Consider the following 26,132-nt stretch of genomic DNA (forward strand, 5'->3'; position numbering starts at 1 on the left):
TGCGTTATTTCACTTCTTTGCCTTGTGCTTGCAAATCGGCGTGATAAGAAGAACGCACAAACGGCCCACACGCGGCATGCTCAAAGCCCATCGCCAACGCTTTTTCTTTCATCACATCAAACTCATCGGGCGAAACATAGCGGTCAACTGGCAGATGATGTCGGCTTGGTTGCAAATATTGCCCCAAAGTGAGCATGGTGACGCCATTGTCGCGTAAATCTTGCATCACAGCCAAAATTTCCTCATTGGTTTCACCCAGCCCCACCATTAAGCCAGACTTGGTTGGAATCTGCGGAAATAACGCTTTAAATTCACGCAATAAACGCAAAGACCACTGATAATCCGCCCCTGGACGAATCTCTTTATACAGTCTTGGAATATTTTCTAAATTGTGATTAAACACATCTGGCGGCGCGGTGGCAAGCACCTCGAGGGCCTTGTCGATTTTGCCGCGGAAATCGGGCACCAAAATCTCAATTTTAATTTCAGGGTTAAGCTCACGAATAGCTTTCACGCACTCAGCAAAATGCCCAGCGCCGCCGTCTCGCAAATCATCACGGTCAACGGAGGTGATCACCACATAGCGCAATTTCATATCACGGATGGTCATCGCCAGCTTGCGCGGCTCCTCTGGATCGGGCGGCAATGGCTTACCATGCGCCACATCACAAAATGGACAGCGTCGGGTGCAAATGGCCCCGAGAATCATAAACGTTGCCGTGCCGTGATTGAAACATTCCGCCAAATTCGGGCAAGAGGCCTCTTCACACACTGAATGCAGCCCATGCTTGCGCATCGCATTTTTAATCCCCTCAATTTTCACGCTGCTGGCGGGTAATTTAATTTTCATCCACGCCGGCTTTGGTAAAAGTTCTTGGTCTGGATTAATATTTTTAACAGGGATAATTGATGTTTTTGCCGCGTCGCGATATTTCACGCCGCGTTCCATTTTAAACGGCTTGCCCATAAAGTTCTCAGTTAATGATTATTGCCACCCTTCACGGTGGTGAAATGTTGTGTAGTGCATAATGTTGCAAAAATGTTGCACCAATTGTGGCGCAACCGTATCGCATTGTAAAGTGCGGTCATCAATTAATTCGCTCAGCTGGCACATTTCAAGCCCCGCATAACCGCAAGGATTAATGTAAGTAAACGGCGTGAGATCAAGGTTCACATTAAGCGCCAGCCCATGAAATGAGCACCCTTTGCGAATGCGAAGCCCCAGCGAGCAAATTTTACGCCCGTCAACATAGACCCCTGGCGCATCAGGTTTTGCGGCACTTTCAATGCCGTAGTCACGCAAAGTGGCAATGACCGTATTTTCTAACGCGCTGACCAACTCTCGTACATTAAAAGTGCGGTTATGCTCTTTGTGGCGTTTAATATCAATGAGTACATACATCACCTGCTGACCGATGCCGTGATAAGTGATCTGCCCGCCACGATCCGATTGCACCACAGGAATGTCACTTTGACGCAATAAATGCTCCGCTTTGCCCGCCTGCCCTTGGGTGAACACCGACGGGTGCTGCACTAGCCAGATTTCATCAAGCGTGTCATCACTGCGCGCATCGGTAAATGCTTGCATCTTCTCCCATGTGTCAACATAGGGTTGTATGCCGAGCTGACGAATGATAAGCGTTTTGTCTCGCTGTTCCATAACCGCACTTTGCTTACAACACCATACGCACGCCGTCGATTTCCGCCAGCGTTTTGTATAAGGTGTCGATTTGTTCAATATTTTGTGCTTGTAGCGTGATAGAAACCGCTTCGTATTTGCCTTTTGAACTTGGTTTCACCTCTGGGCTGTAATCACCAGGCACCACTTTTTGCACTTCGGCGACCACCTTGTCTTTAAGCGCTGTGTCAGCTAGCCCCATCACTTTGAAGGTGAAGCTACACGGGAAGGTGAGCAAATCTTTTAGGGTTTTATCTTCACCTAGATCGTTTAAGTTAATCTCTTTTACCATCGTATTCTCTCTTAAAATAGGCTTTTCACGGTCAACACAACCCAGTCAACCATCTTGCCAAAAAAGCCTGCCTCTTCCACACTTTCAAGCACTTGCAAATCTACTGTGGCGACGTCTTTGCCGTCGAGTTGATAAACCACTTTACCCACGCTTTGTCCTTTGGCCAATGGCGCTTCTAAAAAGCGATTATTCAACTCGTAGCGGGCTTTGAGCTCACTCATTTTGCCTTTTGGAATGGTGATAAAGCCATCCTCTAGCGTGCCCAGTTTGACTTTATTTTCCGCCCCGTAATACACGCTTTGCTCTGAAACGACCGTGCCAGCCTTAAATGGTTTTAAGGTTTCAAAATGGTTAAAGCCCCATTGCAAAATCTTCTTGCTTTCCACCTCACGGCCTTTATACGTTGGCACCCCCATCACCACAGATACAAAGCGTGTGTCGCCATTCACCGCTGACGCCACTAAATTGTAGCCCGCTTGATCGGTATGGCCTGTTTTGATGCCATCGACTTGTAAATTTTTATCCCATAGCAAGCCGTTGCGGTTATTTTGCTTGATTTTATTAAACGTGAAATCTTTTTGCGCATAAATGTGATATTCATCTGGCAGATCACGAATTAAGTGGCTGCCGATCACCGCCATATCGTAAGCAGAGGAATATTGCCCGTCAGCATCCAGCCCATGCACGGTGGCAAAGTGGGTATTTTTCAGCCCAAATTGCTGAACATATTGATTCATCAACTCAATAAAATTGTGCTCACTGCCCGTTAAATGCTCCGCTAATGCGACACACGCATCGTTACCAGAGGCGATGATCACACCATGGTTGAGATCGCTGACACTCACTTGCTGATTGATATTTAAAAACATCTTTGATGAGCCTGGGAATTTTTTCCCCCACGCATTTTCACTCACAGTCACGATGTCATCATTATGGATTTTGCCTTTTTTTATCGCATCACCCACCACATAACTGGTCATCATTTTCGTCAAGCTCGCGGGAGCATAACGTTCATTCATATCTTTTTGTGCCAATACGACACCTGTGTGATAATCCAGCAACACAAAACTTTTGGCATTCAGTTGTGGCGTTGGAATATTAAATTCCTGCGCTTCGCCCTCAGCGAAACTGAAACTAGAAACAGATAAAGTTGCTGCTAACAACGTTACGGCTGATTTTGAGTGTTTAAACATAGCAAACAAACTCCTTTGGCTTATTTTGCGTTATAAGAATATAAAATGTTTTCCTTTTGCCCTTCTTTCACCAGCTGAGACTTCAACTGATTAACCATGCTCTTGCTGGCGATTGGGCCGAATTTCACTTTGTAGCGTTCTCCATCACGAATAATTTCGCTGTTGATATTATCCATGGTGAGTTTAGCAATAAGCTGCTTGGCTTGTTTGTCACTGCCAAGATTGACACTTTGCAATTCATAAGTATGGGCAGACACGCTCACGTTTTGCGGCGCGTTTTGTGCGGTTTCGACCGCACTTTGGCTTTCGCCTTGTGCGATTTCAACGGCATTTTGCGCGTCTTTTTGCCCTGGTAAGGGCAAATTTTTACGTTTGGCAATGGTCATCAGCTTTTCACCACCTGGTCCACTGATATTGCCGTGGCGGTCCACATGCACAACGTCCAATTTCACTTTAGCCGTGCCACGGTTAAGCATACCAAGCTCGCGCGCAGCTGCTTTAGATAGATCAATTTTCCGATCACCCACAAATGGCCCGCGATCATTGACTCGTACCACCACTTTGCGCCCGTTATGCAAATTGGTTACCAATACATAACTTGGAATTGGCAAGCGTTTGTGTGCCGCGGTGAGTAAATTTTCGTTATAAATTTCCCCACTGGAAGTTTTACGTCCATTAAATTTTTTAGCGTAAAAGCTTGCTGTACCCGTCACCGAGTATTCTTTTGCCATTTCGTGATTAAGTGTTTTGTAGGTTTGCCCGTTCACTGTATAGGAATGGCTTTTGCTTTTAGCTGACTGACTCAAGGCAGGGCCTTTCACGCCGTAATACTTCTCAAGCGCGCCACCCGCATTAGCAAACGCCGTTTGCATGCCTATACACAGTGAGAGCAAACTCCAGAGTGTGAATTTTACATAGTTCATAAAAAGTCCTCGCAATACCTTAAAGGTATTGTGTAATTTTTCGCTTGTGGGTGTGGATTGACATAATCAGCCCAAATCCTGCCATCAGCGTCACAAAAGACGTGCCACCATAGCTAACAAGCGGTAATGGTACGCCAACCACCGGCAAAATACCGCTGACCATGCCGATGTTGACAAAAATATAAACAAAAAAGATTAAAATTATCGCACCTGTTAAGATGCGGCCAAACGAAGTGTCGGCTTTGCCAGCAATCATCAAACCACGGATGATGATAAACATATAAATCGCCAGCAAAATCAACACACCAATTAAGCCGTGCTCTTCACCGAGCACTGCAAAAATAAAATCGGTATGTGGTTCGGGCAAAAATTCCAATTGCGACTGTGTGCCTTGCATCCAGCCTTTGCCAAACAGCCCGCCTGATCCAATGGCGATTTTCGACTGAATAATGTGATAGCCCGCCCCCAGTGGATCTGACTCAGGGTCAAACAACGTCATCACGCGGGTGCGTTGATAATCGTGCATTAAAAAATACCACATGATTGGGATAAAGCCTGCTAAGCCCACCACAGCCCCTGCAATCAACCGCCAGCTCATCCCCGCTAAGAATACAACAAATATGCCCGATGCGCTAACTAAAATCGACGTCCCCAAATCAGGCTGAATAGCCACCAAAATGGTCGGCACAAAAATCATAGCCAGTGCAATGAACGTGTTCCAAAAGCTCGGCGGTAGCTTTTGCCGCCCTAAATAGACCGCCACCATCAGTGGCACCGAAAGTTTAACAATCTCTGACGGTTGAAAACGAAATAAGCCCAAATTCAACCAACGCTGCGCGCCCTTACTGGTGGTGCCAATCACATCTACTAAAATCAACAACACAATGCCAATAACATACCAATAAGGCGCAATGCGTTCATAAAAACGTGGCGGCAGTTGTGCCATCACGATCATCACCGTAAAGCCCAGCGCAATTTGAATCACACGGCTTTGGAACATTGCCTCACTGGCACCTGATGCACTATAAAGCACAATCAAGCCATAGGCACTAATGACTACCAGCCCTAAAAACAGCCAGAAATCTAAATGCAATCGCGCCCACAGCCCACCGAAAAAGCGTTTTTCCTCACTCATGGCTGCGCCTCCTGCGGTGTAACCGCACTTTGTGCGTTATCCTCTTTAATATGCCCCATGCGCAGCAAATAATAATCAAGAATTTGGCGCGCAAGCGGTGCCGCATTGCTCGAGCCGCCGCCAGCATTTTCGAGGAAAATAGACAACGCAATTTTAGGCTCATTGTAAGGCGCAAAAGAGATAAACCAAGCATGATCGTGCAAATGCTTAGCGAGGCTTTTCGCATCATATTTTTGATTCTCTTTCAAACCAAACACCTGCGCAGTGCCTGATTTGCCTGCGGCATAGTATGGCATGCCCGTAAACGCTTTACGCGCTGTGCCTGATGGCCCATAAAGCACTGAAAACATGCCTTGCTTGGCTGCGTTCCAATAGGCATTGGGCACACCCGTGATATCTTCATACAATTTTGGGTCCTGATATGGCTGAATCTGGTTACCAATAATTTCTTTCATAAAGTGCGGTGTGTTCACTTTACCATTATTAATTAAAATACTCAGCGCCTTAACCACCTGCAATGGCGTGGCCGTCCAATAACCTTGCCCTATACCCACAGGAATCGTATCCCCCATCACCCACGATTTTTTAAAACGTTTGCGCTTCCATTCACGATCTGGCATCACGCCGGTGGTTTCCTCACGAATATCCACGCCAGTCGGCAAGCCAAAACCGAACTTTTTCATCCATTTAGAAAAACGTGTGATGCCCATATCGTAAACCACTTGATAGAAATAGGTATCTGCCGATTCCATAATCGCTTTATTCAAATTCAGCCGCCCGTGGCCACTTTTCAACCAGTCGCGATAACGTCGTTCTGTGCCCGGCAGCACCCAATAACCTGGGTCGTAAATGGTGCTGCTAGTGCTGATCACGCCCTCTTGCAATGCCGCCACCGCTGAAAATGGTTTGATAGTTGACGCTGGTGGAAATGCCCCTTGCGTGGTGCGGCTGTATAACGGTCGGTCTGGATCGTTAAGCAAAGTGCGGTAATCCTTACCTGAAATGCCGCCCACAAATAAATTGTTGTCATAAGTCGGGCTGGAGACCATTGCCAAAATACTGTTGTCACGCGGGTCAAGCACCACCACTGCACCACGACGCCCGTCCAGCAACTGGCGAATGTAGCGCTGCAGTTCGATGTCGATGGTCAACTTGATGCTTTTGCCCGATACCGCTGGCTGTTGACGCAACGTGCGTATCACCTTGCCGCGGTTATTGACTTCTACTTCTTCAAAGCCCACCTCGCCGTGGAGTTCGTCTTCATAATAGCGCTCAATCCCGAGCTTACCAATATCACTCGAGCCTGCGTAATTGGCTAGTTTGTCATCTTTTTTCAGTTTTTCGACGTCTTTATCATTAATTTTCGCCACATAGCCTAGAATATGGGTCATATCCTCTCCGTAAGGATAGTGCCGCTTGAAATAAGGGCGTACTTCAAGGCTAGGAAACTTATATTGCTCCACCGCAAAGCGAGCGATCTGCTCTTCGGTTAAATTGGGTTTGAGCAAAATTGGGGTGTAACGTGAGTTACGACGGCGCTCTTTTTTAAACGCCTCAATGTCTTCGTCTTGCAAGCCGACAATCTGGCGCAGCGCGTCGTAGGTTTGTTCCAAATTTTCGGTTTTCTCTGGCACGATATACAGCCCGAAAAACGTTAAATTTTCCGCCAGCACATGTCCATTACGATCATAAATTAATCCACGCGTTGGGGGAACGGGCAGCAATTTAATACGGTTACCGTTCGAGCGGGTTTGGTAATTCTCAAAATCGCGCACTTGCAAGTGATAGAGATTTAATAATAGCAATGCCAGCAAAATAATGACGCCAATAAACGCCACCAGCGCCCGTCGTAAAAACAGGTTCTGCTCTGCTTTGTTATCTCGAATAATCTCTTTCACAACCGCACTTTCTCTTATTCACGATGGTAAGGGTGATTGGTGGACAAGCTCCAAGCACGATATAAACTCTCCGCCACTACCACGCGCACCAACGGATGTGGCAGGGTTAAGGGTGAAAGTGACCAGCTGCGCTCAGCGGCAGCTTTAACCGCACTTGATAATCCCTCAGGCCCGCCAATTAGCAAGCTGACATCGCGCCCGTCTTGCTTCCAGCTTTCCAACTGGGTTGCGAGCTGCTCGGTGGTCCATGGCTTGCCTGGAATGTCTAAAGTGACAATCATCGATTTACCACACGCCGCTAACATCAGCTCACCTTCTTTGTCTAAAATGCGTTTAATATCCGCATTTTTGCCACGTTTGCCCGCAGGAATTTCCACCAGCTCAAGTGGCATTTCTTTTGGAAAGCGGCGCTGATATTCATGAAAACCTTCGCTGACCCAGCTAGGCATTTTCACGCCCACGGCGATAAGCTGAATTTTCACCTTAACCCCAAAGTTTTTCTAATTGGTAGAGATCTCGGCTTTCTTGCTGCATAACGTGCACAATCACCTGCCCGAAATCGACCACCACCCAATCAGCGGTTTCAATACCTTCAGCGCCAAATGCGTCAAAACCGCACTTTTTACATTGCTCCGTAAGATTTTGTGCAATGGATCCCACATGGCGGCTCGACGTGCCCGTGCAGATCACCATATTATCGGTAATGCTGCTGTTGGCGCGTACGTCAAACACATCAATATCGGTGGCTTTTAAATCGTCTAAAATTGTTGTCACTGTTTGGACTAATGAATCTTGCAAAAGTTTCCCCATAGATTGTGTTAAAAATAAAATAAACAAAGGCGGAATTATAACCGCACTTGTAAAAAAAGCGAAATGCCTGACCGCACTTTTGGTAGCAAAGTGCGGTTGCGTGGTCATAATTAGCGTGAAAAATTCCGTCGGCGAGAGGTGCTGCGATTGCCTGTGCGCTGATTGTTATTGCTGGTGCGACGGCGGCGCTGCGGTTTTGGCAAGTCGGTTAAAAGTGCGGTTTCGTCATATTGGCTAACGGGAATATGGTGGCCAATGTAATCTTCAATCGCAGGCAAGTTCATGGCATATTGCTCGCAGGCAAAACTGATGGATTTGCCTGTTTCACCCGCACGACCTGTACGCCCAATGCGGTGCACATAGTCTTCGCAATCATCTGGCAAATCATAGTTAAACACATGGGTCACGGCTGGAATGTGCAAGCCACGCGCGGCCACATCTGTCGCAACTAAAATATCCAACGCACCTTGGGTGAATTTATCAAGTAAGGCTAAACGTTTGTTTTGCGCCACATCACCTGTGAGCAAGCCAACGCGATGACCGTCAGCGACCAAATGCGCCCAGATGTTTTCACACTGATGTTTAGTATTGGCAAAAATAATGCAGCGATCTGGCCATTCTTCTTCCAGCAACGTTTGCAGCAAGCGCATCTTATCTTGATTGGATGGATAAAACAGCTCTTCAGAGATTTGCGCCGCAGTTTTTTGCTGCGGTTCAATTTCGATATATTCTGGATCGTTCATGTCTTCAAAGGCCAGCTCGCGGACACGATAGGAAAGCGTGGCGGAAAATAACATCGTCAAGCGCTCGGTGTTGGCTGGGCAGCGGCGCAGCAGATAACGAATGTCACGAATAAAGCCGAGATCGAACATACGATCCGCCTCATCCAGTACCACCACTTGGATTTTATCGAGGTTGATGATGTTTTGTTTGACATAATCGATAACGCGCCCAGTGGTGCCAATCAGCACATCCACGCCTTGTTCGATGGCTTTAAGCTGCTTATCGTAGCCATCACCACCATAGGCCAGTGCGGTTTTCAACCCCGTTTGTGCGCTCAAGGTGTCGGCATCGTGGGCGATTTGCACCGCCAACTCACGGGTAGGCGCCAAAATTAGCGCGCGCGGTTGATTAGTGCGCACCGCACTTTCTTGATCTTTCAATAAATGGTGGAAAGTGGCAATCAAAAACGCCATGGTTTTCCCCGTACCCGTTTGCGCCTGCCCTGCCACATCGCGCCCAGAGAGCGTGATCGGCAAGGTGAGCGCTTGAATCGGCGTACAGAAATCAAACCCCTTGCACGCAAGTGCTTGCGCAACTTGCGGATGTAGCGACAATTCGCTAAAACGCAATGAGGTAAGGTGGGTAGTTTTTTCCATGACGACTCCTTTAATTGTTTTCAAAGTCCTAAGCATAGCATTTTGCGTCATTATCCACAAAATAAACTTGATTTTTATCACATAATTGCACGGTTATGGCGGAATTTCGCAAATCAGGCTAGACAGTGCACGGTTTTAATGGTAATTTTACGCCCATTCAAAATTTTAGTGCGACCGCACTTTAACATTCCATTAATCAATTCAATTTACACTTTTCTATATTACATTATGAATTTAACAGAACTGAAAAACACGCCTGTCTCTGAGCTAGTTAAGCTCGGCGAAGAGCAAATGGGGTTAGAAAATTTAGCCCGCTTGCGCAAACAAGACATTATTTTTGCGATCTTAAAACAGCACGCTAAAAGCGGCGAAGACATCTTCGGCGACGGCGTACTAGAAATTCTACCTGATGGCTTTGGCTTTTTGCGCTCAGCCGATAGCTCCTATTTGGCAGGGCCTGATGATATTTATGTTTCACCAAGCCAAATCCGCCGTTTTAACTTGCGCACAGGCGATATGGTGGAAGGCAAAATCCGCCCACCGAAAGAAGGCGAGCGCTATTTTGCCTTATTAAAAATCAAAGAAGTCAACGCCGACAAACCTGAAATCTCCCGCAACAAAATCCTATTTGAAAACTTAACTCCGCTGCACGCCAACTCCCGCATGTATATGGAGCGCGGCAACGGCTCAACAGAAGATCTCACCTCTCGCATTCTCGACCTTGCGGCGCCAATCGGTAAAGGTCAACGTGGCTTGATTGTCGCGCCACCTAAAGCAGGGAAAACCATGTTGCTGCAAAGCATTGCACAAAGCATCACCTACAACTACCCTGAATGTGTGCTAATGGTGTTGTTGATCGACGAGCGCCCAGAAGAAGTGACCGAGATGCAACGCATGGTGAAAGGTGAAGTGGTGGCCTCGACCTTTGACGAGCCAGCAACACGCCATGTGCAAGTGGCGGAAATGGTGATTGAAAAAGCTAAACGCTTAGTTGAACACAAAAAAGACGTGGTGATCTTGCTTGACTCCATCACCCGACTCGCGCGCGCATATAACACCGTGACCCCAGCATCAGGAAAAATTCTCTCAGGTGGGGTGGACGCTAATGCGCTGCACCGCCCAAAACGCTTTTTTGGTGCGGCGCGTAACGTGGAAGAAGGCGGTAGCTTAACCATTATCGCCACCGCACTTGTAGATACAGGCTCAAAGATGGATGAAGTGATCTACGAAGAATTTAAAGGTACAGGTAACATGGAATTGCACCTTTCACGCAAAATTGCTGAAAAACGCGTATTCCCAGCCATTGACTTCAACCGCTCAGGTACCCGTAAAGAAGAGCTACTCACCACCCCTGATGAGCTGCAAAAAATGTGGATTCTGCGCAAAATTGTTCACCCAATGGGTGAGATTGAAGCGATGGAATTCTTGCTCGATAAACTGGCGATGGCGAAAACCAACGAAGAGTTTTTTGAAGTGATGAAACGCTCGTAACCGCACTTTTCCAATTAAACGCCCGCACATTGCGGGTGTTTTTTTACCGATAAGCTGTTATAGTAACAAAAACGTTACAAATTAAGGGGAAATGAATGAAAAAACGTTATATTGCACTCACGTTAGCAGTCGTTTTAGGCGGGGCTTGGCTTGGTGGCAGTTGGTATTCAGGCAAACTGTTAGCCGAACAATACCCACAGTTGGTGGAACGCGTAAACAGCGAGTTTGCGCAAGTCTCCCTCACCTCGCCTTACAAACTTGAGTACAAAACTACCAAATACAACAAACACTTATTCACCACCGCCATTGAAAATCAGCTGGTGGTAACCGACACGCAAGAGAATAAAAGCTATACTGTGCCATTTAAAATTTTGGTTGAACACGGTCCACTGCCACTGTCTCGTTTAATGACATTGCACTGGTTGCCCGTGATGGCCAGTGGCAACATCGAATTACTCAACGACCCAAGTATTAGCCCTATTTTTGCAGCCACTAACGACAAAACACCGCTGAAAGGCGATTTTACTGTTGGCTACGATCAAACTGTGGCACAAACTCTTAATTTTGCAGCAATCAACTACCGCAGCGAAGATGGGCAACGCGAGTTTACCTCAACGCCATTTAAATTTATCAGCGATACCGATCTCAACGGCATCGGCAAGGTGGAAACGCAGATCGACAGTATCTCCATCACCAGCCTCGCCAGTGATGGCCTCGATGGCGATTCATCACCGTTTAAAATGACGCTCAGCAATGTCGCGGTCAAATCAGACTACCAGCCAACGGAATACAAAAACATTGGCGTGGGCACGCAAAAGCTCACCCTTGACTCGCTCGATCTGTTCGACAGCACGCAAGCTGACGCGAAGGCATTTTTCTCATTGAAAAACCTCGATGCCAACGGTGATGTGACACTTGATAACGATTCGGTTAATGTTCGCTCAAAACTGCAAGCCGATAAAGTAGTGCTCTCTGGGCAAGATTTAGGCAAACTATTTTATGACATCGCTTTCAACCATTTAGACGCCAAAGCCTTAGACGAACTAATGGCCACCATTCGCAACGCCCAAAATATGGACGAAGCGCGCCTTGAGCACGCATTGCAAAGTGCAGGCATGGCCTTTTTCCAACATCAACCTGAGCTAAAACTCCAGCCATTTAGCCTCACCAACAGCGTGGGTGAAAATAAAGTGACCGCGGATATTGCCTTTGCTCAAGCTGATTGGCAAAAAGCGTTGATGAAAGGCAAAGTGCTCTCGTTATTTGATCGCTTTGCCATCAATGCCGATGTCAACAAACCCGCATTGACCGAAACGGTAAAAGCGCTAAACATGATCGATGAAGATGCTGATGCAAAAACTGCACTCTCACAAGCACAAGCCGATGTGGATGAAATGCTGCAAAGTGCGGTGGCTGAAAACATTTTGCAAAAACAAAGTGACGAGCACTATACGCTTGAGCTTAAGCTAGACAAAGGTGAGCTGAAACTCAACGGCACCGTCATTCCTGAAAAGGACATCGCCAATATGCTACTGATGGGTATTTTAGGCGCGGGCTTTTATTAACCCATAAGCGAGATCAAAAAGGCGATGATTTCATCGCCTTTTTCTTTGGCCACCTGACCGCACTTTACAATTTATGTTATACTACCCCAAATTGATGAGTGAGAAGCGCGGATGAGATTAAATAAATTCACAGACTACAGCCTGCGAGTGTTGATTTATCTAACAACGCATCCTGACAAATTAAGTACCATTCAAGAAATTGCCCAAGCGTATCAAATTTCTGAAAATCATTTGATGAAAGTGATCCACAATCTCAGTAAACTGGGATTCATCCACTCCAAGCGCGGCAAAGGGGGCGGTATTGCCCTTGCCTCTCAGCCTGATGCCCTCAATCTTGGTGAAATCATTCAAAAAGTCGAAGGCGACGACCCGTATGTGAAATGTGATGGCTGCTGCATTGTTAGCCATTGCCAACTGCCGTGCATTTTTGAGCAAGGGCTGGCTGCGTTTTACGGTGTGCTTAGTCAATACACCTTGCGTGATGTCATCAACCAGCCAGAGCTGCTCGGCACACAATTTTACCCCCCTATTGAAAACAAAGTCGGTTAATTCCCTCTTTACCGCATGCGCACGTTTGGTTATGATAAATCGTTCTCATTGGGGTGCGCGAAGCGCTGAGAAAATACCCATTGAACCTGATCTGATTAGTAGCAGCGAAGGGATTTGAGACGGGACACCGCACTTAGATCCTTTTTTAACAAAAGGATTTCCTATGACTATCAAAAAAACTATTCTGGCAACCGCACTTTTAATCACCCTTTCAAATGCGGGGGCTTATGCCGCAGCCAAACCCGTATTAACGGTTTACGGTTATGACTCATTCACCTCCAAATGGGGGCCAGGCCCTGAATTGAAAACCGCCTTTGAGCAAAAGTGCGGTTGTGAAGTGAATTTTGTCACCTTTGAAGATGCCGTAACGATGTTTAATCGCTTGCGCCTGCAAGGCAAAAAAGCCAAAGTTGATGTGGTAGTGGGATTGGATAACAACTTGCTGCCCGAGGCAGAGAATTCCGATTTGTTCGACAGCAACAAGGTGAAACTTAACACCCTAGCCTTGCCGCAAAAGTGGGACAATCACACCTTTTTGCCGTATGACTATGGGCAATATGCGTTTATCTACGACAACCAAAAACTCAAAAACCCACCACAAAGCCTGAAAGAGTTAGTCGATCGCCAAGACATTAAAATTATCTACCAAGACCCACGCACCTCCACCGTTGGGCGCGGCTTATTGGCATGGATGAACAATGTTTACCCGAAAAATGACGTAGCCGAGGCGTGGAAGCGTTTGGCAAAACACACCGTCACCGTGGGCAAAGGCTGGTCGGAAAGCTACGGCGCATTTTTGAAAGGCGAATCGGATATGGTGCTAAGTTATAACACCTCGCCGCTTTATCACCAAATCAATGAAGGGAAAGACAACTACGTCGCCGCGCCTTTTGCCGAAGGGCATATTGTGCAAATTGAACTGGCGGCCAAAACCAAAAGCGCATTGCACCCAAAACTCGCGGATCAATTCCTAGCATTTTTGATCAGCCCTGAGGCGCAAAAAACCATTGCGTTGAAAAATGTGATGTTGCCAGTGATTAAAACCTCAGTCAACGCGCAATATGATGCCTTCAAGCCATTTGCCAGCCTGCCTGTGCCGTATCCAAGCGACATTCAAAGCAAGGCGCAAATCAACGTGTGGCAACAAGCCCTTAGCCAATAGTGAAAGGCGCATTTCGCCAACTTTCCGCCACGCAGTGCCTGCTCGGCAGCAGCGTGGCATTAGCGTTATTGGCGTTGTATCTCAACAGTGCAGGGCAACTGCTCGCCCAAGCTGGCTTTGGCGATTGGCGCGGGCTTTTTCGCTCGTCCTATTTTTGGCATATCATTCAATTTAGCCTATTTCAAGCGCTGCTCAGCACGCTGTTAAGCACGGCGTTAGGGCTGGTGTGCGCCCATGCGCTGCACTACCAACAATTTTTGGGAAAGGGCTTGCTGCTCAAGCTGTGTTCGCTCACCTTTGTGCTGCCCACGCTGGTGGCGGTGTTTGGGCTGCTGGGGGTTTACGGTCTTTCAGGCTGGCTCAACCGCACTTTGATGTTTTTCGGGCAAGGCGAGCCGCTGAGCATTTATGGCTTGTCAGGCATTTTGCTAGCGCACCTGTATTTCAACTTGCCGCTGGCCACCAAATTGTTTTACAGCGCCCTGCAAAGCATTCCGTCAGAGCAATACAAACTGGCGGCGCAATTAAATATTCGCCGCCTAAATTTGTTCACGCTCCTTGAGCTGCCTTACTTAAAAAAACAGCTTCTGCCCACCGCCACGCTGATTTTTATGCTCTGTTTCACCAGCTTTGCCATTGTGCTCACCCTCGGCGGTGGGCCAAAATACACCACCCTTGAGGTGGCGATTTATCAAGCCTTAACCTTTGATTTTGATCTCGCCCGCGCAGCGATGTTAGCCGTGGTGCAGCTGCTGATTTGTTCGTTGCTTTTTCGCCTTAGCCATGTGTTCACAACCCACACCAGCACAAGTGGAACCCCCTCGCACGCGTTTTTGCCCACGCCTGAGCGCACTTTGCGCTTTTTTCATCGGTTAGCATTATGCGCGCTGGCACTGTTTGTGGCACTGCCACTGGGCAACATTCTTATGCAAGGGATAAGTTCGCTCAACACGCTGAGCACCAGCACATGGACAGATATTTGGCGGGCAACACAATATTCCCTCGCGCTGGCGTGTTGTGCGGGGATGATGTGCATAGGCATGAGCGTGGCATTGCTGCTGTGCGCACGGCAGTTGCATTTTTATGGCTTTGCGAAAAGTGCGCGCGAGCTGATGAATATCGGCATGGTCATTCTCGCCTTGCCTATGCTGGTGATTGCCACGGGGCTTTATTTGGCTTTGCGTGATCTAGACAGCACATGGTGGCTATTTGGTGTGGTCGCATTGTGCAATGCGCTGGTGGCCATGCCGTTTGCTCTGCGCATTTTGCAGCCTGTACTTTATGACAATATGCAGCGCTACCAACGCCTTTGCCAATCTTTAGGTATTACAGGATTCTCACGCTTTGAGTGGGTGGAATGGAACACCCTCAAACAGCCACTGCGCAGCGCACTGGCGTATGCTTGCGCGTTGTCTTTAGGCGATTTCACCGCTATTGCGCTGTTTGGCAGCCAAGACTTAACCTCACTGCCAAGACTGTTGTATCAACAACTCGGGCATTATCGCACGGGGGATGGTGCTCTAACCGCACTTGTGCTTTTGCTATTATGCGCAGCACTTTTTTTAGTGATCGAAAAAGATGATAAAACTTCATAATCTCCAATTTCATTATGCCGAAACCGCTTTTTGCTTTAACCTTGACGTTGCAGCCGGTGAACATCTGGCGCTGGTGGGCAAAAGTGGCGCAGGCAAATCCACGCTGCTGAATTTAATCGCAGGCTTTTTGCCGCCCAGTGGCGGTGACATTGTGTTGGCAGGCGAAAACCACACCCACAGTGCGCCACACCTGCGCCCTGTGTCAATGTTGTTTCAAGCGCACAATTTATTTGACCACCTCACCTGTGCCCAAAATATCGCGCTGGGCTTGCAACCGCACTTGCGCATCACTGCCGCACAACAGCGCCAAATTGACACCATTGCCGAGCAAATGGGCATTCGTGAACTGCTCTCCCGCACGCCCGATGCGCTTTCAGGCGGGCAACAACAACGGGTGGCACTGGCGCGCACCTTACTGCGCGATAGGCCAATTTTACTGCTTGATGAACCTTTTTCTGCCTTAGATGCCGCACTGCGTGGCGATATGCTCTCGCTGCTGGCGCGCATCAGCGCTGAACGCGCGCTGACGGTGGTGATGGTCACGCATCAGCTTGATGAAGTACGGTCGTTTATTTCACGCACGGTGGTGGTCGAAAATGGAAAATTAATATAAATTTGCTTAAGTAAATAATCGTTTTCCGTTACCATAGCCGAAATAACTTAGAAAAAGGATTTTTGATGAGCGTACAACCCATTGAACTGAGCCAACTCACCCCCCACCCGAGCGTGGAATACTGGTCGGTGTGCAAAGTCGAAGCATTATTTGAAACCCCCTTTTTGGATTTGATTTTCCGCGCGGCACAAGTCCACCGTGCCCATTTTGACCCGCAAGCCATTCAGCTTTCTACCCTACTTTCGATCAAAACGGGTGGTTGCCCAGAGGATTGTGGCTATTGCCCGCAGTCAGCGCGCTACCACACGGGTGTGCAAAACGAAAAATTGCTCGATGTGGACGAAATCATCGAGAAAGCTAAAATCGCTAAAGCCCGTGGCGCAGGGCGTTTTTGCATGGGGGCTGCGTGGCGTGGGCCAAAGCCAAAAGATGTGGAAAAGCTCACCAAAATCATCAAAGCCGTGAAAGCGTTAGGCCTTGAAACCTGCGGCACCTTTGGCCTGCTACAAGACGGCATGGCCGAACAGCTCAAAGAGGCGGGCTTAGATTATTACAACCACAACCTCGACACCGCCCCTGAGCACTACAAAGAAGTCATTGGCACACGGCGCTTTGATGACCGTATCAATACCCTTGGCAAAGTGCGCAACGCTGGCTTGAAAGTATGTTGTGGCGGCATTGTGGGCATGAACGAGACGCGCAAAGAGCGCGCAGGCTTAATTGCCAGCTTGGCCAACCTTGATCCGCAGCCTGAATCTGTGCCTATTAACCAATTAGTCAAGGTGGAAGGCACGCCAATGATGGACGCAGAAGAGCTTGACTGGACTGAATTTGTCCGCACCATTGCGGTGGCGCGCATCACCATGCCAAAAAGCTACGTACGCCTCTCCGCTGGGCGGCATGGCATGTCGGAGAGCATGCAGGCGATGTGCTTTATGGCGGGCGCCAACTCCATTTTCTACGGTGATAAACTGCTCACCACCCCACTGCCACAAGAAGACAGCGACATGGCATTGATGGCTAAACTTGACTTGTACCCTGCTGGGCACAATCAGGCAGACACGCCAGAAGAAACCGCCTAAAAATGCAAAGTGCGGTCAGCCCTTGATGTAACCGCACTTTAAATTAATTATCCAACGTTTGATACTCTGCCTGTGTGATGGTGGTGTCCCACAAGCCGATATGCAGCTCATGTTGATGGCGATCGATCCCCGTATAATTCAGGCTGGCATCCTCATAACGGCGGAAATTGTAGATCGCGCTATTCATCAAACTTTCATTAAAGAGATTCAATTGCACCAACAACTCAAAATCCTCTTGTGTTAACCCCGTCACCTTTTCAAACAGCTCAGGCTCAACTTGCGTGATAACATCTTTCAAGGTGTTTTCACGATCATCTGTTAAATACATAAAAATCGGAATGCGGGTGGCAAATTGAATCAGTTTTTTCTGAATTTCTTTGCGTAGGCTTGTGCGTTCTTTTTCATCGGCTTTTAATTCTTTTTCCTCTTTGGTGTTAAGTTTTCCTTCGCTTTGCTTTTTCTTTTTATCTTTTATCGCCTCTGATTTATTGATGATGGTGCTAATGTCTTCATGCAGTGAACGAAACCCTTCAATTTTTTGCAACGCAGCCAAAGCTTGTGGGTTATTTTGCAATGCTTTTAGCACATCATTGTTCACATTCACCAACAGTGCACTTTGCCAACGGCGTGCTAGCAATGTCGCACTAATGCTCTTAGTGGCGATGTCCAATAAGGCTTCCGCATTAATTTGTGTCATCACACCGCCATCGTAGGCCAGCACTGGCATAAATTCGATAAAATCGGCAACCTTACGCTCAAGAGAAAGGTCAGGATCGGCATTTAAGCTGTTGCTGTATTCGGCAATTTGCGACAACGCACGGTTAGGCGCAAAATCAAAGACATAGCACTTTTCTTTCAAAATAGCGATGTCGTTTGGGCGCTCACGGTCTTGCCCCTTCAATGTCCACGGTGTTTGCACTCGAAACGCTGCTTGGAAATAGCTCTCAGGCGTGCTGCTGTTGCGCAGCATAAAGATGCCTGTCCATTCAGGCACCGATACCCCAGTTGTCAATTTACCGCATGTTAAGGTGATGGATTTGCTTTTCAACCCATTTTTACCAATGGCTTTGCGCACGGGCGCTAATGCCTTAACGCCAATCCCTGCCTCAGCCCCTGCTGCCACCACAATATGATAATCATGATAAAATTGGTTGGCTTTTTTGCGTAACAAATTTGCCATGGCATGGCAGGCAGCCACATCGGGCAAAAACCACACCGTATGCAACAGCGCATTGAGCAAATCACTGTCACTAAACGGCATAGGTGGTTTTTCTGCCCCCATGCGCAACTCATCAATTGATGTATGCAAGGTGTTAGAACCATAGCGGATAATGTTGAGCCATTTTTGCACCGACTCCTCATAAACAAAGCGCGCTTTATCTTTTTCCCCCTCCGCTTTAAAAAACTCATTGAGGCTAAACTCATTGAACTCACTTTCTTGCGCCACATTGATCACATCATCGGATAACTTATAGGTCAGCATCACCATTTGTGGCAATGCAGCATAAGGATTATTCTCACCTTGCCACTGGGCTTTGGCGTGTTGCTCGTCGGAATAAGTCCAGTTATAGATCGCTTCTTCGATAAACTCACCGTTTTGCAATGCTCTAAATGGCGTGCCAGAAAGATAAAGATAGTGATTGCAGGTAATCGGCAAATCATCGGTGTCGCAATACTCTGCCTCTTCCACTTCGTCATTGACCAATTTTTTGGTGTTCTCTTTCCATGCCCCAAAGTGATATTCATCAAAAATGATACAATCCCAATTGAAATCGTGCAGCCATTGATTATGCGCTTTAATTTTGCCTTGTTTTGTTTTGCCCCCCACATTTTGCAAGGAACTAAAACAGATCATCGGCTTATCAAGGTGAGTCATATCTGGCGGTGTTGCGCCACTGATATTATTGACAAAATGCCAACCGTTGAAATCAACATGATGGGCAAGATCATCTTCCCACGCACTTTGCACCGCTGGTTTAAAGGTGAGAATCAGCACCCGTTTCCAGCCCATGGTTTTCACCAATTGATAGGCAGCAAAGGTTTTGCCAAAACGCATTTTGGCATTCCATAAAAATTTGGGTTCTTTGCCTTTATTCATCGGGTCTTGATGAAAGCGGCGGAAATAATCGGCAGTTTTTTCAACCGCACTTTGCTGCTCTGGGCGCATCGCAAAATCACAAGTGCGGTTAAAATCCAACGCTTTGTCTGGATTTTTCGCAATGTTGATGGCTTTTTTCACATCATTAAGCCCACAACGAAACCACTCCCCCTCAAGGCGTTCAAATCCGTGTTGCGCCAAAATGCGATGCACATCGTGATCGCGAATATAGTGCTTGTCATTGCAAACCGCACTTTCCTCTAACACAATTTTCCATGATTGAGATGGCATTTTAACCGCACTTTGCTGTTCTCTCACTCGCTCAGCGGCACTGCGCTGTGTGAACCCCACCTTTAAGCAACCTGGGAAACGGCTGTCTTGATAAGCATAAATCGTCGGTGTCGCCAATCGGCTCAGTAAGCTATTCATCGCTTGCCTCCATTGGTCGCACCATCGATTCAATAAAGGCAATCTCTTGCTCAGTTAAGCCATATTTTTGATACAGTTTTTCATCAGACCAAGGCTGGGAAAAGTCTTGCATAGGGACGAGTTGATAGACTTTTTGTGTACCATGCTGAGTATTTTTTAATAAAAAAACCATAAAACGGAAAAAACGAGTTTTAATGTATGAAATAGCATTTTTTGCGCTATACTCATCATCAAATGGACCTATCAACAAATAAGTTTCTGAACAGCAGGTATTCGGTTCACCTAAAAATGGCTTATTGATAATTTGTGAAGGAAACGTACTCCCCATACCGTAGGCTTCTGAAATATAAACTTTATACTTATCTATCCATTCTTTATTTTGTTTAACTTCATCTCGACTAATATAGTTCATCGACTTATTCACATAAATCTTCACAGTATTATGTTTACTTTTAATATAACCTCTAAAATTAGTCGGAAAACCAAAAGGCTTTCTTGGACTAACTAATTTGCTAAAGGATTTTTCCTCTAAAGCTGATATCTTATTGAGGATTCCAATGGCATTATTATCCCGAATAAAAAAATCCAGCTCTTGCTCCTTTAATGGGCGCTTTAGGCGAGAAACACATTTTCCTTGTCCATAATTTGACACTTCACAATCACTTTGATACCCCTTTTTCCGCAGGAAATAACACACCCCCCCTTCAATTTGAACACCTGAAAAGCAATCACTTGAGTTTGGAAAGTCGTGCAATTCACAAATATCGCGATCAGCAAGCATCGCCGCTCGAAAATCATCTAATCCCTTGCCGCCAGAATACCAACGTGCAGGAATAATCATGATTAAGTAGTCAGGGTTGAGTTTTTTCGCCTGTTCAACAAATAAGTGATAAATTGGCTTTGCGCTCGCTTGTGCGCCGCCATCACTGAGTTGATAAGGCGGATTGCCAATAATAACGTCAAATTTCATGCTGTTTAATTTCTCAAAAAGTGCGATCGGGTTGTGAATAAAATTGTAGGCGTGGCTTTCTCGGTTTTCGCCGCGGTCAAACACGGCTTGGCTTGCGCCACAGTGGCGGCATTTGCCATCGACCCACTCATGCGCAATAGCACGATAAAAAATATTCCCGTGTTCATCATCAAACACTTGGCATTGAGAAAACGCATTGTTCGCGGTGCGAGAACAATAAAGGCTGCGGCGGCTTAACAGTGCGGTCAGCTCGGTAATGCCAATGCCGAATAATTGGTGGGTGTAAATATGGTTAAGCCGTGCTTGTAGATCGGGAAAGTGCGGTTGCAACCCCACAATCAGCCGTTTGGCAATTTCACGCAAAAATACACCCGATTTGGTGGCTGGGTCTAAAAACGTGCTGTTAGGGTCGCTAAATAGCGATTGTGGTAGCCGATCGAGCATTTGGTTGACCACACTTGGGGGCGTGAACACCTCATCGTTAGACAGGCTCGCCAAGCACGAAAGCACATCAGGATTATGGTTCAATAGGGTAGGCATCGGCTATCTCCAAATAGTGTGTCGGTGGGTATTGAAAAAACGAGCGAGAAGGGTCATCGTCTTGCACCACAGCTTCATCAGAAAACAAATCTGCCTGACGGTTTTGGCGTGATGGCGTTAAAGCGGACTTTTGCGCTTTTTTACCGCACTTTTGCCCGCCGTGGTTGACGAGGCGGTCAAATAAATAATCGTGTCGCTTCAGTAAGTTATCGCTCACAAATGACCAATGCGGGAAAATAATCGCCTCTTGGGCAAGGGCTTTGAGTGAGGGTGGCAAGGATTCTGGCAACGTGAACTGGGTTTTGGCCGTCATCTCAAGGGCATCACCATGCACAATATTCAATGTCAAAATATAGTGAATGGTGCGTAAAAAGCGGGGCTTGGCATGGCGTTTAAACAAAGTGCGGTACTCACGCTCCACCAACTCAAACAAGCGTGTGCGGCACTGTTCAACATTGTCTGGCAGCAGCTCAATGCCATAAATGGAGCCAACTGCGCTGACCGCATTACGTTCGTATTCCACTTGGCTGCGTTTATATGCCTTGCGCACCACCGCCAGTTTTCGCCGTAAAATTTCAAGCAGAAAATTGCCCGTACCGCACGCTGGCTCAAGAAATCGGCTGGTGATCCGCTCACATTGATCGGAAACCAAATCCAGCATGGCATTCACCTCTTGGGGGCGTGTGTACACCTCACCATGATCTGCCACTCTTTTTTTGGAAACTATTTGCTTTTCAGTTATCACTACAAGTCTTTTTAATAAGGCTATTTCATAGTAACTATTTTTGATCATTATTTAACTTTTGTAAAACTGGTTTTATCTTTTTTTACTAACAGTGATAGCGTGAGCGCTATGAATGATAAGAGCCGATTTTCAGCACGTTTAATCAAAGCGTTGACCGACAAAGGATATGACGCTACGCCTGCCGTACTCGAAAGAGAATTTAATTTACGAAATCACGGGGAAACCGTGACACCGCAGGCTGTCCGCAAATGGCTATGTGGGAAATCAATTCCACGCCTTGCTAACTTACGCTTGCTCAGCGCTTGGCTTGAAGTGGATATGCTGGAATTTGTCTCGCTTGAAAAGCTGAAAAAATTAGAACTCGGTGAAATGAGACGTAATCGCCATCTTTATGTGTGGGAAAACGCCCTCAGTGCAAAAGAGAAGGAACTTTTTGCATGTTTTATGGAACTACCTGATGCACAAAAAAATACGGTGAGTGATGTTATCCTCGCCTTACACAAAACGCATGTTATTCCATCAAAAACATAAAATGCAGTTTGGCATTTTTTAACAAAAAACCGCACTTTAAAGTGCGGTTTTGCGTTTAACTTGCATTATTTTTTCTTTTTCGCTTTGGCGTTTGGCAGGTCGGTGATAGTCCCTTCAAACACTTCAGCGGCAAGGCCAACAGACTCATGCAAGGTTGGGTGAGCATGGATTGTGAGGGCAAGATCTTCCGCATCACAGCCCATTTCGATCGCAAGGCCGATTTCGCCCAGCAATTCACCGCCGTTAGTCCCCACAATGGCACCACCGATCACGCGGTGAGATTCTTTGTCGAAAATCAGCTTGGTCATGCCGTCTGAGCAGTCAGAGGCGATCGCACGGCCTGATGCCGCCCATGGGAATGTAGCCACTTCGTAGTTGATGCCTTCGGCTTTACATTCTTTCTCGGTTTTGCCCACCCACGCCACTTCAGGCTCGGTGTAGGCAATTGATGGGATAACTTTCGGGTCGAAGTAGTGTTTTTTGCCCGCGATCACTTCCGCTGCCACGTGGCCTTCATGCACCCCTTTGTGCGCCAACATTGGTTGGCCAACCACGTCGCCGATGGCGAAGATGTGGTCAACGTTGGTGCGCATTTGTTTGTCAGTACGGATAAAGCCACGTTCGTCCACTTCAACGCCTGCGAGGTTGGCATCAATCAATTTGCCGTTTGGTGTACGACCGATAGCAACAAGCACGGCGTCATAGCGTTTGGTTTCATTGGCTTTGCCTTCCATTGACACATAAATGCCATCTTCTTTGGCTTCCACCGCAGTAACTTTGGTTTCCAACATCAAGTTGAATTTGTCACTGATGCGCTTAGTGAACACTTTGACGATGTCTTTATCTGCCGCTGGGATCACTTGGTCAAACATTTCTACCACATCAATATTAGAGCCAAGCGCATGATACACAGTACCCATTTCAAGGCCGATGATACCACCGCCCATGATGAGCAAGTTTTCAGGCACTTCTTTAAGCTCTAATGCGTCGGTTGAATCCCAAATGCGTGGGTCTTCGTGTGGGATAAATGGCAATTGAATTGGGCGAGAACCTGCGGCAATAATCGCGTTGTCAAATTTGATGGTGACATCTTCTTTTTCGCCTGCCACAATAATGGTGTTCGGGCCTGAGAATTTACCGTAGCCATTGACCACTTGCACTTTACGCATTTTCGCCATGCCCGCCAAACCGCCTGTTAGTTGGCTGATGACTTTTTCTTTCCAGCCGCGGATTTTTTCAACGTCAGTTTTTGGCTCACCGAAAACGATACCGTGTTGTGCCAGCGCTTTGGCCTCTTCAATCACTTTCGCCACATGCAATAAGGCTTTTGATGGAATACAGCCAACGTTCAAACAAACACCACCCAGTGTTGAATAACGTTCAACAATTACGGTTTCCAAGCCTAAATCGGCGCAACGAAATGCTGCAGAATACCCCGCAGGACCTGCACCTAAAACAACCACTTGGGTTTTAATCTCTTTACTCATAATTTCCCCTTTTGTGTGCAACCGCACTTTGGTTCATTATCCCACGCCCGAAAGCGTGGGCTGGATTTCGATTACATGACTAAGCGACGAAGATCTGCCAATACGCTGCCAATGTAGCTAATGAAACGCGCACCGTCAGCGCCGTCGATCACGCGGTGGTCAAACGATAATGACAATGGCAGCATCAAGCGCGGTGTAAACTCTTTACCATTCCACACTGGCGCCATGTCGGATTTAGATACCCCAAGAATCGCCACTTCAGGTGCGTTCACAATTGGCGCAAAGTGGGTTGTACCTAAGCCACCGAGGCTTGAAATGGTGAAACAGCCACCTTGCATATCGCTGGCGGTCAGTTTGCCTTCGCGTGCTTTTTTAGAGACTTCCATCAACTCACGAGAAAGCTCAATAATGCCTTTTTTGTTGACATCTTTAAACACTGGCACCACAAGACCATTTGGTGTATCCACCGCCACACCGATGTTGATGTATTTTTTCAGTGTCAAACGTTGGCCGTCTTCTGAAATGGAGCTGTTAAAGCGTGGGTAGGCCTCAAGTGCTTTAGCAGCGGCTTTCATAATGAACACCACAGGAGTGATTTTCACGCCCCATTTTTGTTTTTCAGACAGTACGTTTTGCTCTTTGCGGAACGCTTCCAGCTCAGTGATGTCAGCACGGTCAAAATGCGTAACGTGTGGGATCATCACCCAGTTGCGATGAAGATTTGCACCCGAGATTTTGTTGATGCGAGTTAATTCAACTTCTTCGACTTCACCAAATTTGCTGAAGTCCACTTTTGGCCATGGTAACAAGCCTAAGCCTGCGCCATTCGCTACACCGCTTGATGCGGCAGGCGCTTGGCCAGATTCCACTTGTTTGATGATGTTTTTAACGTAGTTTTGTACGTCTTCTTTCAAGATACGGCCTTTGCGACCGGTGCCTTTCACTTTATCAAGGTTGACACCAAACTCGCGTGCTAAACGGCGCACAACAGGGGTTGCGTGAGCAAATGTCGCACTTTCTACCACTTCTTGTTGTGAGCTGACCGCACTTTCATTTTTCGCAGTAGACGCTGGCGCTTTTTCTTCCGTTTTTGCTTCGGTTTTTGCTGGCGCTTGCGCAGGCGCAGCTCCTGCCACTTCAAAGCGCATAATTAGACTGCCAGTTGCGACTTTGTCGCCATCTTTCACCAAGATTTCTTTCACCACACCGGCAAATGGTGCTGGCACTTCCATCGAGGCTTTATCGCCTTCAACAGTGATCAGTGATTGCTCTTCGCTGACGCTATCACCGACAGATACCATGATTTCAGTTACATTAACTTCGTCACCGCCAATATCTGGCACGTTGACATCAACCACGCCACCTGCAGCTGGTGCTGAGGCTTCGGCAGTGCTTTCTGCAACCGCACTTTCACCGCCTTCGCTGGTTTCAAAGCGCATAATCAAGCTGCCAGTAGACACTTTGTCGCCGCTTTTGATTAAGATTTCTTTCACCACACCCGCAAATGGCGCTGGCACTTCCATTGAGGCTTTGTCGCCTTCAACGGTGATGAGTGACTGCTCTGCTTCTACTTTATCACCCACAGCCACCATGATTTCGGTTACGTTAACTTCATCGCCACCGATATCAGGCACGTTGACATCCACAACCGCACTTTGAGCGGCTTGTGTAGGTTTCTCGGCTGGTTTTTCTTCAGCTTTAGCAGGCGCAGCCTCTGCTGCGCCCTCGGCTTCGAGCACCATCATTGGGCTGCCAGTAGACACTTTATCGCCTTCTTTTACTAGCAACTCTTTCACCACGCCAGCTTCTGGCGATGGCACTTCCATTGAGGCTTTGTCGCCCTCAACATTGATAATGCTTTGGTCAACATCAACTTTATCGCCTACTTTTACCATCACTTCTGTTACGGTGACTTCGTCGCCACCGATATCAGGTACTTGAATTTGTTTAGACATACTATTTCCTTA

At 47.2% G+C, this 26,132-nt stretch carries 23 protein-coding genes and 1 riboswitch; of the genes, 8 read left to right on the forward strand and 15 right to left on the reverse strand.

The genetic code is table 11. The features are described 5' to 3' along the window. Positions 1–4: 4 nt before the first annotated feature. The 10 genes from lipA to rhlB all read right to left on the reverse strand — a co-directional run bounded on the left by lipA (position 5) and on the right by rhlB (position 9,308). A complete protein-coding gene (lipA, locus tag HPC38_RS00655) occupies positions 5–967 on the reverse strand; it encodes a lipoyl synthase (RefSeq protein ID WP_208119354.1) in 963 nt (320 codons plus the stop codon). A gap of 18 nt (positions 968–985) precedes the next feature. Then, positions 986–1,660: a lipoyl(octanoyl) transferase LipB gene (gene lipB / locus HPC38_RS00660; RefSeq protein WP_208119355.1), complete on the reverse strand. Its 675-nt coding sequence runs from the start codon at positions 1,658–1,660 to the stop codon at positions 986–988. Between the two features lie 13 nt (positions 1,661–1,673). Next, a complete protein-coding gene (gene ybeD, locus HPC38_RS00665) occupies positions 1,674–1,970 on the reverse strand; it encodes a DUF493 family protein YbeD (protein ID WP_208119356.1) in 297 nt (98 codons plus the stop codon). A gap of 11 nt (positions 1,971–1,981) precedes the next feature. Continuing rightward, a complete protein-coding gene (locus HPC38_RS00670; protein ID WP_208119357.1) occupies positions 1,982–3,163 on the reverse strand; it encodes a serine hydrolase in 1,182 nt (393 codons plus the stop codon). A gap of 20 nt (positions 3,164–3,183) precedes the next feature. Then, a complete protein-coding gene (locus tag HPC38_RS00675) occupies positions 3,184–4,086 on the reverse strand; it encodes a septal ring lytic transglycosylase RlpA family protein (RefSeq protein WP_208119358.1) in 903 nt (300 codons plus the stop codon). 19 nt (positions 4,087–4,105) lie between these two features. After that, positions 4,106–5,221 (reverse strand): rod shape-determining protein RodA, encoded by a 1,116-nt coding sequence (rodA, locus tag HPC38_RS00680; protein WP_208119359.1) that lies wholly within the window; start codon positions 5,219–5,221, stop codon positions 4,106–4,108. After that, positions 5,218–7,119 carry a penicillin-binding protein 2 gene (gene mrdA / locus HPC38_RS00685; RefSeq protein WP_328805192.1) on the reverse strand — a complete coding sequence of 634 codons (1,902 nt, stop codon included), beginning with the start codon at positions 7,117–7,119 and terminating at the stop codon, positions 5,218–5,220. Before mrdA ends, rodA begins: the two co-directional genes overlap by 4 nt. A gap of 14 nt (positions 7,120–7,133) precedes the next feature. Beyond that, the gene (gene rlmH / locus HPC38_RS00690; RefSeq protein WP_208119360.1) at positions 7,134–7,601 is read right to left on the reverse strand and encodes a 23S rRNA (pseudouridine(1915)-N(3))-methyltransferase RlmH; all 468 of its coding nucleotides are present in this window, start codon (positions 7,599–7,601) and stop codon (positions 7,134–7,136) included. A 1-nt stretch (position 7,602) separates the two neighbouring features. After that, a complete protein-coding gene (gene rsfS / locus HPC38_RS00695; protein ID WP_235977539.1) occupies positions 7,603–7,917 on the reverse strand; it encodes a ribosome silencing factor in 315 nt (104 codons plus the stop codon). A gap of 122 nt (positions 7,918–8,039) precedes the next feature. Continuing rightward, on the reverse strand, positions 8,040–9,308 hold the full coding sequence (gene rhlB, locus HPC38_RS00700) for an ATP-dependent RNA helicase RhlB (RefSeq protein ID WP_208119362.1): 1,269 nt from the start codon (positions 9,306–9,308) through the stop codon (positions 8,040–8,042). A gap of 228 nt (positions 9,309–9,536) precedes the next feature. On the opposite strand from rhlB, the gene rho reads away from it, so the two are divergent. From rho to bioB, 7 genes are all read left to right on the forward strand, one after another. Further along, positions 9,537–10,799, forward strand: a complete 1,263-nt coding sequence (gene rho / locus HPC38_RS00705) for a transcription termination factor Rho (RefSeq protein WP_208119466.1) — start codon at positions 9,537–9,539, stop codon at positions 10,797–10,799. A gap of 95 nt (positions 10,800–10,894) precedes the next feature. Further along, positions 10,895–12,364: a YdgA family protein gene (locus HPC38_RS00710; protein ID WP_208119363.1), complete on the forward strand. Its 1,470-nt coding sequence runs from the start codon at positions 10,895–10,897 to the stop codon at positions 12,362–12,364. 111 nt (positions 12,365–12,475) lie between these two features. Continuing rightward, positions 12,476–12,913: an RrF2 family transcriptional regulator gene (locus tag HPC38_RS00715; RefSeq protein WP_208119364.1), complete on the forward strand. Its 438-nt coding sequence runs from the start codon at positions 12,476–12,478 to the stop codon at positions 12,911–12,913. 39 nt (positions 12,914–12,952) lie between these two features. After that, positions 12,953–13,044: riboswitch (TPP riboswitch) on the forward strand. A gap of 32 nt (positions 13,045–13,076) precedes the next feature. Next, positions 13,077–14,075, forward strand: coding sequence for a thiamine ABC transporter substrate binding subunit (thiB, locus tag HPC38_RS00720; RefSeq protein ID WP_208119365.1), 999 nt, complete (start codon positions 13,077–13,079; stop codon positions 14,073–14,075). Next, a complete protein-coding gene (thiP, locus tag HPC38_RS00725) occupies positions 14,075–15,670 on the forward strand; it encodes a thiamine/thiamine pyrophosphate ABC transporter permease (RefSeq protein WP_328805194.1) in 1,596 nt (531 codons plus the stop codon). Before thiB ends, thiP begins: the two co-directional genes overlap by 1 nt. Continuing rightward, positions 15,654–16,283 (forward strand): thiamine ABC transporter ATP-binding protein, encoded by a 630-nt coding sequence (gene thiQ, locus HPC38_RS00730; protein ID WP_208119366.1) that lies wholly within the window; start codon positions 15,654–15,656, stop codon positions 16,281–16,283. Before thiP ends, thiQ begins: the two co-directional genes overlap by 17 nt. A 65-nt stretch (positions 16,284–16,348) precedes the next feature. Then, positions 16,349–17,365, forward strand: coding sequence for a biotin synthase BioB (gene bioB / locus HPC38_RS00735; protein WP_208119367.1), 1,017 nt, complete (start codon positions 16,349–16,351; stop codon positions 17,363–17,365). Positions 17,366–17,408: 43 nt separating this feature from the next. On the opposite strand, the gene HPC38_RS00740 is transcribed toward bioB, so the two are convergent. Genes HPC38_RS00740 through HPC38_RS00750 form a run of 3 tightly spaced genes read right to left on the reverse strand, consistent with a single transcriptional unit; the run spans position 17,409 to position 22,093 of the window. After that, positions 17,409–19,892, reverse strand: coding sequence for a GIY-YIG nuclease family protein (locus HPC38_RS00740; RefSeq protein WP_208119368.1), 2,484 nt, complete (start codon positions 19,890–19,892; stop codon positions 17,409–17,411). Then, positions 19,885–21,402, reverse strand: coding sequence for an Eco57I restriction-modification methylase domain-containing protein (locus tag HPC38_RS00745; protein WP_208119369.1), 1,518 nt, complete (start codon positions 21,400–21,402; stop codon positions 19,885–19,887). The genes HPC38_RS00740 and HPC38_RS00745 overlap by 8 nt, the downstream gene beginning before the upstream one ends. Further along, on the reverse strand, positions 21,380–22,093 hold the full coding sequence (locus HPC38_RS00750; RefSeq protein WP_208119370.1) for a DNA methyltransferase family protein: 714 nt from the start codon (positions 22,091–22,093) through the stop codon (positions 21,380–21,382). The genes HPC38_RS00745 and HPC38_RS00750 overlap by 23 nt, the downstream gene beginning before the upstream one ends. A 162-nt stretch (positions 22,094–22,255) precedes the next feature. Here HPC38_RS00750 and HPC38_RS00755 point away from each other — a divergent pair, with 162 nt between their 5' ends. Next, entirely contained in the window at positions 22,256–22,678 is a 423-nt protein-coding gene (locus tag HPC38_RS00755; protein WP_208119371.1) for a hypothetical protein, read from the forward strand. Between the two features lie 65 nt (positions 22,679–22,743). Here the strand turns inward: HPC38_RS00755 and lpdA are convergent, their stop codons facing one another. Continuing rightward, a complete protein-coding gene (gene lpdA / locus HPC38_RS00760) occupies positions 22,744–24,165 on the reverse strand; it encodes a dihydrolipoyl dehydrogenase (protein ID WP_208119372.1) in 1,422 nt (473 codons plus the stop codon). A 71-nt stretch (positions 24,166–24,236) separates the two neighbouring features. Then, the gene (aceF, locus tag HPC38_RS00765; protein WP_208119373.1) at positions 24,237–26,120 is read right to left on the reverse strand and encodes a pyruvate dehydrogenase complex dihydrolipoyllysine-residue acetyltransferase; all 1,884 of its coding nucleotides are present in this window, start codon (positions 26,118–26,120) and stop codon (positions 24,237–24,239) included. Between the last annotated feature and the right edge of the window lie 12 nt (positions 26,121–26,132).

The sequence above is a fragment of the Spirabiliibacterium pneumoniae genome, assembly GCF_014884995.1.
GTDB classification, from domain to species: domain Bacteria; phylum Pseudomonadota; class Gammaproteobacteria; order Enterobacterales; family Pasteurellaceae; genus Spirabiliibacterium; species Spirabiliibacterium pneumoniae.